At 66.5% G+C, this 12,235-nt stretch carries 9 protein-coding genes; 4 read left to right on the top strand and 5 right to left on the bottom strand.

Annotation, left to right across the window (positions count from 1 at the left end; all coding sequences use genetic code 11):
• The first annotated feature begins 74 nt into the window (after positions 1 to 74).
• Positions 75 to 1,286: an NAD(P)/FAD-dependent oxidoreductase gene (locus RNL97_RS17005; RefSeq protein WP_313751638.1), complete on the top strand. Its 1,212-nt coding sequence runs from the start codon at positions 75 to 77 to the stop codon at positions 1,284 to 1,286.
• Between the two features lie 766 nt (positions 1,287 to 2,052).
• Here the strand turns inward: RNL97_RS17005 and RNL97_RS17000 are convergent.
• The 4 genes from RNL97_RS17000 to RNL97_RS16985 all read right to left on the bottom strand — a co-directional run bounded on the left by RNL97_RS17000 (position 2,053) and on the right by RNL97_RS16985 (position 9,311).
• A complete protein-coding gene (locus RNL97_RS17000) occupies positions 2,053 to 2,703 on the bottom strand; it encodes a hypothetical protein (RefSeq protein WP_313750910.1) in 651 nt (216 codons plus the stop codon).
• Between the two features lie 73 nt (positions 2,704 to 2,776).
• Entirely contained in the window at positions 2,777 to 4,336 is a 1,560-nt protein-coding gene (locus RNL97_RS16995; RefSeq protein ID WP_313750909.1) for a type I restriction-modification system subunit M, read from the bottom strand.
• Positions 4,333 to 5,742 (bottom strand): restriction endonuclease subunit S, encoded by a 1,410-nt coding sequence (locus RNL97_RS16990; protein WP_313750908.1) that lies wholly within the window; start codon positions 5,740 to 5,742, stop codon positions 4,333 to 4,335. Before RNL97_RS16990 ends, RNL97_RS16995 begins: the two co-directional genes overlap by 4 nt.
• Positions 5,743 to 5,747: 5 nt before the next feature.
• Positions 5,748 to 9,311, bottom strand: coding sequence for a type I restriction endonuclease subunit R (locus RNL97_RS16985; protein WP_313750907.1), 3,564 nt, complete (start codon positions 9,309 to 9,311; stop codon positions 5,748 to 5,750).
• Between the two features lie 289 nt (positions 9,312 to 9,600).
• Here RNL97_RS16985 and RNL97_RS16980 point away from each other — a divergent pair, with 289 nt between their 5' ends.
• Entirely contained in the window at positions 9,601 to 10,134 is a 534-nt protein-coding gene (locus RNL97_RS16980) for an NUDIX hydrolase (protein WP_030115012.1), read from the top strand.
• Here RNL97_RS16980 and RNL97_RS16975 read toward each other — a convergent pair.
• Positions 10,112 to 11,458, bottom strand: coding sequence for a hypothetical protein (locus RNL97_RS16975; RefSeq protein WP_313750906.1), 1,347 nt, complete (start codon positions 11,456 to 11,458; stop codon positions 10,112 to 10,114). The genes RNL97_RS16980 and RNL97_RS16975 overlap by 23 nt on opposite strands.
• 123 nt (positions 11,459 to 11,581) lie before the next feature.
• Here RNL97_RS16975 and RNL97_RS16970 point away from each other — a divergent pair, with 123 nt between their 5' ends.
• Together RNL97_RS16970 and RNL97_RS16965 are read left to right on the top strand one after the other, a co-directional pair.
• Positions 11,582 to 11,782, top strand: coding sequence for a hypothetical protein (locus tag RNL97_RS16970; protein WP_313750905.1), 201 nt, complete (start codon positions 11,582 to 11,584; stop codon positions 11,780 to 11,782).
• Positions 11,782 to 12,111 carry a hypothetical protein gene (locus tag RNL97_RS16965; protein WP_313750904.1) on the top strand — a complete coding sequence of 110 codons (330 nt, stop codon included), beginning with the start codon at positions 11,782 to 11,784 and terminating at the stop codon, positions 12,109 to 12,111. Before RNL97_RS16970 ends, RNL97_RS16965 begins: the two co-directional genes overlap by 1 nt.
• Positions 12,112 to 12,235 lie beyond the last annotated feature (124 nt).

Here is a 12,235-nt window from a genome sequence, read left to right as displayed (position 1 = left end):
CTGTCAGGAAACGACGGCCTGCCCGGTTCAAGGGGCGAAACCGCGCGAGACAGGAGTGCAGGGACATGCAGAACATGCCGCAGACCATCCAGCAGCACCGCGTCATCGTCATCGGAGCCGGATACACCGGGGCGAGCGCCGCCGGACGCCTCGCCAGGCGGCTGCGCGGCGAGGACGTCTCCATCACCCTCGTCAACGCCGAACCGGACTTCGTCGAGCGCGTCCGGATGCACCAGCTGGCGGTGGGCCAGACCCTCCGCCCCCGTCCTTTCGACGAGATGTTCGCCGGTACGGGCGTCACACTGCGCCTCGGGCGGGTGACGGGCATCGACGTCGACCGCAGGACGGTGACCGTCACCGGCGCGGACGACGCCGAGGGGCCTCAGGACCTGGAGTACGACACCCTCGTCTACGCCCTCGGCAGCGCCTGGAACACCCAGGGCGTCCCCGGCACCACGGAGCACGCCCACGAGATCGCCGGCCGCGACGGAGCCCTGCGCCTGCGCGACCGCCTGGCCGCCCTCGCCCCCGGCACCCCCGTGACCGTCGTCGGCGGCGGCCTCACCGGCGTGGAGGCCGCGACGGAGCTGGCCGAGACCCGCCCGGACCTCGACGTCTGCCTGGTCGCCCGGGGCGGACTGGGCGACTGGCTCTCCCCCAAGGGCGCGCGCCATCTGCGGAAGGTCTTCGCCCGTCTGCGGATCACCGCCCACGAACACACCACCGTCACCGCCGTGCAAGCCGACCGCGTCACCACCACCGAGGGCGACATCCCGGCCGCGGTCACCATCTGGACGACGGGCTTCGCGGTCCACCCGATCGCCCGGGCGACGACACTGCGGACCGGCGACACGGGCCAGATCGTGGTCGACGCCACCATGCGCTCGGTCTCCCACCCGGACGTGTACGCCATCGGCGACGCGGCCCTGGTGGCCGGCCCCGGCGACAAGCCGCTGCGCATGTCGTGCGCCTCGGGCGTCCCCACCGCCTGGCAGGCCGCCGACGCCATCGCGGCCCGTCTGACCGACAGCAAGCTCCCGACCATCTCGGCCCGCTACTTCAACCAGTGCATCTCGCTGGGCCGCAAGGAGGGCCTGATCCAGTACGTCACCGCCGACGACCGAGCCGTGAGCGCGGCCCTGACCGGCCGCCCGGCCGCCCTGTACAAGGAGTTGGTCTGCAAGGCCGCGGCCTGGGGCGTGGCGAACCCCACCATGGGCCTGCCGACCCGCCGCCGCCGGGTGACGGCGGAACGGGCGGCGCGGGCGAGCGTGACGGCCGCTTGAGGTCCCGGCCGGTCAGAGCCGATCCGAAGCACGAGGCCCCCGGCTTCCCCTGGGGGCTCGGCGACTCCCACTCCCCAAACGTGACTTTGACGTTTCCCGACGTCATCGCCCGCCCGACACGGGATCATTGCCCGAGACGGAGTGTCAGGCACAGGGAGACTCGGGGGCCACGATGACCACGACCTCGCAGCGGACCTTCATCAGCTACGCGGGTCTGGACCGCCCCTGGGCCGCCGCACCCTCGGCGACGACCACCCCGACACCCTTCACTTCGCCGACGCTCTCGCCATGAGCCTCCACGAGCTCGGCGAGCAGCCTCAGCCCGTCGCCTGCATGTGGACGTCCTCGCCCGTCGACGTCGCACCCTCGGCGACGACCACCGCCGGAACCTTCAGTCCGCCTATGGCGTCGCCACCACGCTGCACGCGCTTCGCGCCTACCCCGAGGCAGCCGAACTCCTCGAAGACCTACGTGCCCGCCTGGGCCGCAAGCGGCGCTAGCCGCCGGGCGCCCGCTTCGCGGGCAACGCGAGAGGCCCCCGGGATTTCTCCTGGGGGCCTCTGGCCTGCTGTGCACTCGGCAGGATTCGAACCTGCAACCTTCTGATCCGTAGGATCGGGCAGCACGCGACGAGGAGTGCCCGCGGCCTCCTGCTGCAATCGCTCAGGATGGCGATCGTGCGCGTCTATGTGCCGTCGTTGCCGTCAGGACTGCCGTCAACTTCGAACGGTGGCGTAGGCGCGATGACGGTGCCTGAGAGGTCGCCTCATCCCAGCACTGTGGCGATGGCGAGGGCGATTCGCTCGATCCAGTCGATCGCGTCCGTCACGTCAGCGTCGGAGATGGGGCGGCGACGCTTAAGGTCGCCGTCCAGAAGGTCCGCGTCGTGGGCGATCCTGTTGCGGCGCTCGGTGATCGAGTTGTACTTCTGCTTCAGTGTCTGGGCGTTCATGGACGTACGGCCGTGGTTCCACTCGTTGAGCTGAACGGCGGCCTTGGCCCAGATGTCCTCTTCCGTCACCAGCTTCAGCGCCTCGCTGATCTTGCGAGGGTTCTGCAGTGCCGCGTTGCCCCACTTCGCCTTGACGTGCTCGGAGACGGCGTCGGCGAGCGTCGTCGTACCGCGCCGGACTTCCTCCACCTTGACCAGGGGCAGCTCGAACTTCGTCAGCTGGTAGGGCATGCCGGGGCTGTCCGCGGCGGCCAGCTCGGCGACGCGTCGGTACAGCTCCTCGTGGAACCAGTGGTCGATGGCGCTGACGGCCTGCACCCAGGCGGCCCGGTAGAAGTCACCGATGTCGATAACCGGGGACTGGAAGGCAGCCAGGCTCTGACCCGCCACGATCATTTTCCGGGCGTACTCGAGGTTGGTCAGGAACGCCCGGAACTCGCGTGTCTGCGGCTGTGCGGCCGGCATGAAACTCCCCCGTCTCGCTGGTCTGGGAACTCAGGATTCCGGCGGGTCGGGGGAGGGGCAACCCAGTTGTGGATCAACCACTCTCAGTTGGCTCAATTGCATCGGTGTCGGCCGAGACCTCACCGCCGAGAGCCTCCGCGATGGCCGCGAACTCGCTCAGCGCAGCCTGCAAGTCCTCGACGATCTCCTGGGCAATCACTTCGGGCGGCAGGAGGCTGTCGGCGTCGTCAAGCGCCGGGTCCTTCATCCACGTGATGTCGAGATTTACCTTGTCACGGGCGATGAGCTCGTCGTAGTCAAAGGGCTTGAAACGCTCCGACTCCACCCGCTCGCTACGCGGCTTGCTGGGCAGGTACGCCTCGACGAACTCGTCCAGAGCCGCGCGCGTCAACGGGCGTTGCTTCAGGGTGAAGTGCTTGGCGGTACGGAAGTCGTAGACCCAGAGCTGCGAGGTGTTGTGGGCGCCCCCACTGCGGGGGGGCTTCTTCTCGAAAAACAGGACGTTGGCCTTGACACCGCCCGCGTAGAAGATGCCTGTCGGCAAGCGGAGGATCGTGTGCAAGTCGAACTCTTCCAGCAGGCGGCGGCGTACCTTCTCGCCCGCCCCGCCTTCGAAGAGCACATTGTCCGGCAGGACGACAGCCGCACGCCCGTTCATCTCCAGCTGCGACATGATGTGCTGGAGGAAGTTGAGCTGCTTGTTAGTGGTGGTGGCGCGGAAGTCGTCCCGCTCGTACGAGATGTCTTCCTTCTCGGCCTTGCCGTCCGTGCCGACGATCGTGATCGCGGACTTCTTGCCAAAGGGCGGATTGGCGAGGATGAGCGACGCGTGGCGCTCGGGCTTGTCGGCAAGCGCGTCACCCACGGTGATGAGCGACTCGCCGTCGGCGTCACCGATGCCGTGCAGCAGCATGTTCATCGCGGCCAGACGGGCCGTGCCGGTGACCAGCTCGTTGCCCCAGATCTTGCCGGACCCGAGCGCGAGACGCTGTTCCCGTGACAGGTGCTGCATGTGGTGCTTACGGATGTAGCTATGCGCAGCGATCAGGAAGCCGCCGGTACCACAGGCCGGGTCAGTGATCGTGTCTTCGGGACCCGGTTGCATCACGTCGACCATGGCGTCGATGAGCGCGCGGGGCGTGAAGTACTGGCCAGCGCCCGTCTTGGTGTCCTCCGCGCCCTTGGCAAGCAGACCCTCGTAGGCATCGCCCTTGAGGTCCGTCCCCTGGACCGTCCAGTCCTCCTTGCCGATCAGCTCGACAACCAGCTTTTCGAGCAGGGCGGGCTCGGTGATCCTGTTCTGGGACTTCGCGAAGATTGTGCCGAGAGTGGTGCCGGGGTTCTTGGCGAGCGCTTCGAGGGTTTTGCGGTAGTGGACTTCGAGGTCGATGCCCTTGAGGCGAGCAAGGGACTGCCAGTCGTACTCGGCGGGGACGACGGTCTTGGCCTCCTCCTCCGTGAAGGGGTCGGAGGCGATCTCGTCAGCCATCTTGAGGAAGAGCAGGTACGAGAGCTGCTCGACGTACTCGATGGTGGACAGTCCGTTGTCCCGCAGGACATTGCAGTAGTTCCAGAGCTTGGCGACCAGGCTGTTGGTCTGCGCGTGCGCCAGGGTGGGAGATGCGGGGGTCACAGCGGAAGCTCCTGCTGAACGGCGGTGTTGGGGGAAGGCGTTGAGGATGCAGGGGGTGGGGGTGGTGCGTCTGCGGTGGCCGTCTTGCGGGAGCGGCGGACGGCCCGCTTGGGCTTGTCGCCCTGAGCCTCGCGCTTGGCGCGGATGCGGTCGAGGAGGACGGAGGCGGGCTCGTCGGTGGGGTCCTGGGGAACGAGGCGGCCGGTGAATGCACGCTGCAGTACCGCGCTCCGGAGGTGCTTTGCGCGTACAACGTTGCGCTTCAAAGCGTGCTCCATCGCATCGGCGTAGCTCATCAATTCGTCACAAGCCTGCACCCGTTGTTTCTGTTCCTCAAGCGGCGGGACAGGGAACTCGATAGGCTTCAGACGCTTGGCCGAAAGGTGGGCAATGTTGGTGGTAATGCGCACTTCGCGCATGAAGCGGCGGGCGTGAAGATGGCGGCGGAACACCATAAGGGCCCACTCTGGAAGCACATCGGGGCGCGCCTGAAACCGTAGGAGGCTGTTAGTGAAAGCGACGTTGGGCGGAGTCCCCCGGTATAGCGCAGGCCTCCCCACAAGGTGAGGACTCTGTCCCTCATTGAGGAGAACGTCGCCAGGTTCCAGTCGAAACCGGTCGAAGACTCCTGAGAAATCCATCTCCATGACGTCCGAGGTGTCGATGCGATCCTCGAAGACGTTGGCCACACGCAAGTACGGGCGCATCTCTGGGCCATGGTGCCAATCGGGGTGGCGCTGCCTCCCGAGCCCAATAGTGCCAGCCTCTCCGACCGTACTCATCTCCCATGAGTCGGGAACGGATTCGGGCACCAGCGACAGGAGGACGGACTTGCGGAACGAGGCGATCTTCTTCTGTGCAGTTTGCAGCTCTCGTCCAGCCGCATCGAGGCGAGAGAGATGATCTTCGATGGCCTCGACGATTCTCTGCTGTTCACGCATCGGCGGAATTGGGATCGTCGTCTCAAATACGTCTGCATCTCGCACTGCCGGGTAGCTTACGCCTCGCTGTTTCGGAAAAAGTTGCTCCTCGAAAAATTTACCCTGTACGGCATGAAAGATGTACCGTGAGTCGATCTCGCGGTGTGGTCGAATGACGGCGAAGCCGGTGGAGGCGATGTGCCCCTCAAGCGTGCCGGGTACTCGGGCAATATTTCGCAGATACGGGCGCACTGTGGAATAGACAGTGTCTCCCTCCTTGACGATTTGCCGAGCCCTTCCCGGGGCATCTGAAGATTCAATCCAGCTAGCGGCAGTGATTTGGCGGTCGGGCCCGCTTACTGAACCAATGTCAATATATTGAAATCGATCTTTGTCAAATCCCTCAGGCCCTACTTTTTTGACAGGGATGCAAATATCTCCGAGGAGGGCTCTAGCCCACCCCGCCGGAAGCTCGACGTCACTCAACCCGCTCAAGCCAACTCTCGATTCAGCTCACTCAACAACGATCGAACATCCCGCCCCGGAAACGCATGGGCGAACCCCCGACCTCCGCCCTTCCCCTTGAAGGGCTCGGCATTGAACTCTGCCGGACTGATGCCGACGTCGCTCGCCACCACGTCCCGTATGGACCGCAGCCACCACAGCTGCTCTTTCGAGAAGTCCGCCCCCGCCTGCTGCTGCTTGAGCAGCCACGCCTCGAAGCGTTCTTCCACCGTCTCACGGTACGGCCGCAGCTCCTCATCCACGCCCAGCTCGTAGCGGATCAGGGAGATCAGATCGGGTACCCCGGCCTCTCGGCCTGGGTCGTAATGGACCGCCGAGCCCAAGTCCTCGTAGTACGTCCACAGCACCTGCGGCGTCCAGGCGAATTGCGGGCGGCGGATCTCCAGGGCCAGTTCCTTCAGCGCAGCGTACGTCTCCGCCGGTGAAACCGACCGGGGGCTCGTCAAGGCGATACTGACTGCCGCAATGCGGTCGCGCTCGTCCTTCAGGAGCTGGCTCCACCGGCCTACCTGCTCCCGGGCCCGCTCCTCACGTGGGATTTCGTCGACGTCCGTCACCTCGACGGCCGTGAACTCATCGAAGAGGTAGTCCTTGTCCCGCCGGATCTCGATGATATGCCGCCGCAGGTCGGGATACTCCGTCAGCGGAGCGATCGCGTCCTCCACGAGCCGTCTAGCCGCCGCCTGGCCACCCTGCTCCAGAGCCCGCTCCTGCCGGTCCGGGTCTACCGCCTTCACAATGGCGCCCGCGATCTCGGACAGGGTCTGCCCGCCTGAGGCGCGCGTCAGCTGCTCGCGCTCCTCCTCCGTCAACTGCTGGTTGAGCCGCGCCAGCCGTCCCGCCAGGATCTCGGCCTCACTCGCGCTGATCGATTTCGTACCGGCCTTGTCCAGCAGCTTGGCAAGCGAGACCTGCCGCTCGCCCGCGGGTACCAGCGGCTTGGCGTCCACCAGCGGGGAGTCCGTCACCCCGACAGCGTCGACGAGTACGAACCGGTCCTTGCGGACCGTCGCGTCCGCATCCGGTGTGACCTCCTGGAGCTCCGTCGCGTCGATGGTGCGAGCGCCGCGACCCTTCATCTGCTCGAAGAGGACGGCGCTGCGCACCTCGCGCAGGAAGATCACGCACTCTAGGGCCTTCACGTCCGTACCAGTCGCGATCATGTCGACGGTGACGGCGACCCGCATCCGGGGCGAGGTCCGCAGCGCTCGGATGAGTTCGTCCGGATCCTCGCCGGCCTGGCGGCTCTTGTACGTGATCTTCTTCGCGAAGTCGTCGCCGCGCCCGAAGACCTCCTTGACCTGGGCGAGGACATCTTCCGCATGGTCCTCGCCGACCGCGAAGATCAACGTCTTCGGAAGCTCAGTCCGGCCGGGGAACCAGCGCCGCCAGTTGTCCCGGTACGCAGTGAGCACCGCTCGGATCTCGTCCACCGTCACTACCGAGCGGCCAATCTGCCCGGTCGTGTAGGTGAAGTCGTCATCCAGTTCCTGGTAGCGCTGCCTTCGCGTTTTACGGTCTTTGACTCGCACCGTCGTGCCCGACTCGATGGTCGCGGCGCCCTTCTCGCGCAGGTCGGTGCGCATCCGTACGACGTCGAAGTCGACGTTCACGCCGTCCGCAACGGCCTGCGGATAGGTGTATTCGGACACCAGGTTGCGGCCGAAGAAGCCGAGGGTCTGGAGTGTAGGGGTGGCGGTCAGGCCGACCAGGTGTGCGTCGAAGTACTCCAGTACCCCCCGCCACAGACCGTAGATAGAGCGGTGGCACTCGTCCACGATGATCAGGTCGAAGGACTCGATCGGGACCTTCGGGTTGTAGGAGACCTCGATGGGCAGGTCCGTCGCGTACGTGTCCTCGTACGCCGTGCTGTCCGAGGTCTCGTCCGCTTGCTCGTCATCGACGAGGGTCTCCCCGCGCAGCAGCGAGTACATCTTCTGAATCGTGCAGATGACTACCGACGAAGTGTCCTGAAGGCCAGCTGCCCCGAGCCGGTCGACGTTATAGATGTCGGACAACTTGCGGCCGTCGTCCGGCGTCGTGAACTTTCGGAACTCGTCGTACGCCTGCCTGCCCAGGTTATTGCGGTCGACGAGGAACAGAACCCGACGCGCTTTGGCGTGCTTGAGCAGCCGGTAGGTCTGCGCCACGGCAGTGAAGGTCTTGCCCGCGCCCGTCGCCATCTGGATCAGGGCCCGCGACCGGTCCTCTGCCAGGGACTTCTCCAGGCCGCTGATGGCGTCGATCTGAGCAAGACGCAACCCGTTCGGTTCCAGCACGGGCAGCCGGCGCATGGCGGCCCGGAACGTCGGGGCAGCCGGTGTCCCGTCGGCGCGACGCATCCAGGCCGCCACCGTCTCGGGGCGGTGAAAGGAAAACACCTCTCGGGAGCGGGCGTCGGGGTCGAGGCGGTTGATGAAATAGGTCTCGGTGCCGGTCGTCGCGTAGCGGAACGCGAACGGCTCCGCCTCCCGCCAGACGGCGAGCCGGTGCTCCTTGAGGACGCCAGCCGCGTACCGGTCGTTCTGCTCCACGGCGCTGGAGAGGTGATCGCCCTCCCGCTTGGCTTCGATCACGCCAACAATCCTGCCGTCGACGTACAAGACGTAGTCCGCGCGGCCAGTGGCCAGCGTGAACTCCCGCACCGCAACGCCCTGGTTCTCTCCCGGGTTGACCTCGTGGCGGTCCTGGACGACCCATCCCGCCGCGTAGAGCATCTCGTCGATGGCTTCACGAGCTTGCACCTCATTGAGCGCGGCCGGCCGCTGCGCACGATGGATGATCGCCTCGCGTCGCTTGGCATCGACCGAGCGCGGCTGCCTTCGAGCGGTCTCGTACTTCGCATGCTGGGCGCTGCGCAGTTCTTCGATCTGGCTGCTCAGCTGCTCCACTCTGGAGAGCAACTCGGTCTTGTTCGCATCGGCGCTAGCGATCAGTCTCTCGGCCTCGGCTCGCGCCTTGCGTTCTGCCTCCAACGCATCGCCTGCCTCGGCGAGCCTCGTGCGGGCCTGCGTGAGCGCCTGCCGGTGGCCGTCGAGGGCATCGCGCAGCTCGGCCAGCTCTGCTGGATCCGTGATCTGAGCACTGTCACCGGGGTCCGTGGGCGGCACGAACTCGGCGACGGTCCGCCGGCCGTCGATGGCATCGTGGAACCAGAGGCCGAGCTTGTAGCAGACCCGTACGGCGGCAAGGGCCCGCGCCGTGTCGAAGAGGTGGCTGTGGGCAGCCTTGTTTCGGTCGCGGCGCAGCCGGTCGAAGTCGTCACGGATCTCCGGAACGAGGACTCCGGCCCTGGTCAGAGCGGTCAGCCGGTCGATCTGTCGATCGCCCTCGATCCGCATCCCTATACGGGCGACCAGTTCCTCAGCGAGAACCTCGCCAAACTGCCCCGCCTGGACCAGTGAGGAATTGGGGTTCGTGAACACGGTCGCTTCGGCAGAAGCTCCGTACAAGGAGAGCAGAGGCTGGTGCTGATACAGCACCCCGAAGTTGGGTGAGCCCTTCGCGAAGTCGCGAAGCCGGTCGTCCATGCTGGTCTATCCCCCACCATCGCGCCCTGCCAATTGCTGACAGTCCAGCTTACGCAGCTGGGCGTGGATGAGTCTGGTGATCGTCGATTCAGTCGCTACCCCGAGCGCCCTGCGGCTGGCATGGTTCGCAGCCACGACGCGCCGAGTACTCAAGCCAGAACTGCACCCGTGAGCTCGTGACAGAGCTCACGGGCGCCTCATCTCGTCAGAATGACGCAAATCCAAGGAACGCGCTTCAGCCTCCTGGCTGCTCTGCGATGCTGGAGGTCGATCGAGAGGGGCCGCAGCGATGCAGTGGAAGATCCACGGGGAACGTCCGATCTACGAGAACAGCTGGGTGAACCTGTGGCTCACCGACGTCGAGACGCCGGACGGGAACCGCTGGGAGCACCACGTCGTCAAGCTCCGGCACCTGGCCGTGGCCGCCGTCGTCAACGAGCGACGCGAGGTGCTGATGATGTGGCGGCACCGCTTCATCACGGACGCCTGGGCGTGGGAGCTGCCCATGGGTCTGGTGGAGGAGGGCGAGACGCCGGCCGATGCGGCGGCCCGTGAGGTGCTGGAGGAGACCGGCTGGCGGCCCGGCCCAATCACACCCCTCATCTACGCCGAGCCTGCCAACGGCATCACCGACTCCCAGCACCACGTCTTCCGGGCCGACGGAGCGACGTACGAGGGCCCGCCGACCGAGAAGAACGAATCGGACCGGATCGAGTGGATCCCGCTGGCCGACGTACGAGGCATGATCGACCGCCGCGAGATCGTCAGCAGTGGCTCTCTGGTCGGGCTGCTCTACGTGCTCATGGACGAGGCGATCCGCTGACCTGACGGGGCAGCACTTCCCGGAGCCGGGACTCGAACGCCACCGCGGCCGGTTCCCGACGGAAGGGCTCCAGCTGCTCGTAGAACTCCCGAAGGTGGCCGGCGACTCGTTGTGAGCTAACGGCCGCCGCCGGGACCAGGGCGTCCATGGCCGTGTGGCACGCCTCGTCGAGTTTGCCGCGCTGGAGCTGGGTGCGGGCGAGCCAGAAGGCGTGGAAGGCGCGGCCTCGGTGGTTCGTCCGGTGTTCTCGGCGGAGGGCGTCCGCGATGAGGGGTTCGGCGAGGGCGGCTTCGCCCAGGCGGCCGTGCGCGATGCCGGTGTCCACGATCAGCTTCGGTTCGTCGAAGTAGGCGACCCATGCCGGGTCCGGATCGCTGGCGCCGATCCGTCCGAACTGGGTGTGGGCTTCCGAAATCGCGGTGTGGGTCGCGCCGTGGTTGCCAAGGGTGGCGTGGGCGAAAGCTTCGCGCATCGCGAGCATGGACAGCACGCGCGGTGTCGTCCCCACGGCCGCTCGGGCCTGGTCCTGGGCGGCCGTGACGAGTGCGAGGGCGTCGCCGGGCTTGTCCTGGTAGGTGGCCTGGAGGCTCATACAGGCGAGGACGTTGGCCATGAACTGGCGGTCGTCGATGGCCTTGGCCAGTCCGAGGGATTCAGTGAAGTAGACGCGTGCCTGGTTGTACTGGCGGGCGTCGAAGTAGGTCCATCCGGTGAGCCGGGCCAGTTCGGCCGCGATGCTGTGCAGGCCGTCCCGTAAAGGAGCCGGACGCTGCTCCTTGAGGAGGTCGACGACGTAGCGGAGCTGGCCGACGACCGCCGGCCGTAAGGTCTCGCCGCCGTGCTCGTCGTCCCGGCGCCAGTAGTCCGCGATCGACGAATGCAGCGCGTCCAGCGTCGAGGCGCTGAGATCCCGCTCGGCCGCCAGGGCGAGGATGCTGTCGACGTCCGCCCCCGGTAGTCCGGCGGCCAGTGGTTCGACGGCTGAGGTCGGCATCTCGGCCGGATCGCGAGGCGTGACCGTCAGGCTGGGCGGCGTCTCCCAGGAGCGTCGAGCAAGGCCGAGCATGTGTCCGGGGATGCGCAGTCCGTCCGAGATCCGTTCGATCACGTCCATGTGCAGCAGCTGCCGCCGTCCGGCGATCACCTCGCCCACGCGGCTCGGGGTCAGGTCGCAGCGACGCGCGACCATCGACGGATAGATGCCAGCTCGTGCCTTGACCAGCTGAAAGATGCGGCTGAAGTCTCTGGCCTGGCATGCCTCGATCATCACTGGGTCCATGAGCAGGCTGACCGGGAGTTCCTTCGAGCGAGATGGCTCGGGCATTGGGCACGCTCCGGCATGAGGACTACGGATCGCTGCACTTGGTCAACCGAGGGTGATGTTACCCAAGTTGGGTAATCCGCTTGGCCTTTCTGGCCGGGACTACGGATCGCGATGCTCCTGGCCATGGCGAACGGACAGGACGACGTACAGATGACGTTGCGGGTCTCCCGCGACTCCGGCCAGACGTGGGGACCTCGCACGGAGGTACGCGTAGGCGAGGACCCGGCGGTCCCGGAGAACCCGGGCCGCTACCCGCCGTGCGTCTGCCCCCGGTGCTCGCAGCAGGAACGGAATGCCGTCGTGTCCTTCCGGATGGTGTCGTGATGCGTTGCGCGCACTGGCGCCGGGTGGCCCTCGACCTGGCAAAGGAAGCACGGGAGAAGTCGACCGCCAAGTACATCGACAGGGCGGTGCAGTGCCAGCTGTCCGCGCACGACGAGGGTGAGCACTTCGGTCTCCTCACCGACGCCGGCGCGTACGGGACCGCGCTGTGGCTCCGCTGGCACGGGACGGACGAGGCGGAACTTGTCGTGTTGCCGGATTGCCCGGTGGCCGCCCCGGTCCCTGACGGTGAGGGCTGTTGTCTGTTTGCCGACCACGCCAAGCAGCACACCTGGGAAGACGCCCTGGAGGAGGTCTCGTGCACCAGCTGATCGCGAGCCCGCACAAGCCCCGGCGCCCTCGCTCGCCTCGCAACGAACGGTGCGGGGACTGCGGTGGCAGCGGCGCCAACTCGTCCGGCAAGACCTGCGGCACCTGTAACGGGCTTGGCGAGAT

This window comes from Streptomyces parvus, from assembly GCF_032121415.1.
GTDB lineage: Bacteria > Actinomycetota > Actinomycetes > Streptomycetales > Streptomycetaceae > Streptomyces > Streptomyces globisporus_A.
This window is presented reverse-complemented; position numbering and strand designations above follow the sequence as displayed.

Bases quoted from the DNA above. Each gene is read 5' to 3' on its own strand.
- RNL97_RS17005 (WP_313751638.1), top strand. From the start codon at position 75: ATGCCGCAGACCATCCAGCAGCACCGCGTCATCGTCATCGGAGCCGGA.
- RNL97_RS17000 (WP_313750910.1), bottom strand. From the start codon at position 2,703: ATGCCGGCCGCACAGCCGCAGACACGCGAGTTCCGGGCGTTCCTGACC.
- RNL97_RS16985 (WP_313750907.1), bottom strand. From the start codon at position 9,311: ATGGACGACCGGCTTCGCGACTTCGCGAAGGGCTCACCCAACTTCGGG.
- RNL97_RS16980 (WP_030115012.1), top strand. From the start codon at position 9,601: ATGCAGTGGAAGATCCACGGGGAACGTCCGATCTACGAGAACAGCTGG.
- RNL97_RS16975 (WP_313750906.1), bottom strand. From the start codon at position 11,458: ATGCCCGAGCCATCTCGCTCGAAGGAACTCCCGGTCAGCCTGCTCATG.
- RNL97_RS16970 (WP_313750905.1), top strand. From the start codon at position 11,582: ATGGCGAACGGACAGGACGACGTACAGATGACGTTGCGGGTCTCCCGC.
- RNL97_RS16965 (WP_313750904.1), top strand. From the start codon at position 11,782: ATGCGTTGCGCGCACTGGCGCCGGGTGGCCCTCGACCTGGCAAAGGAA.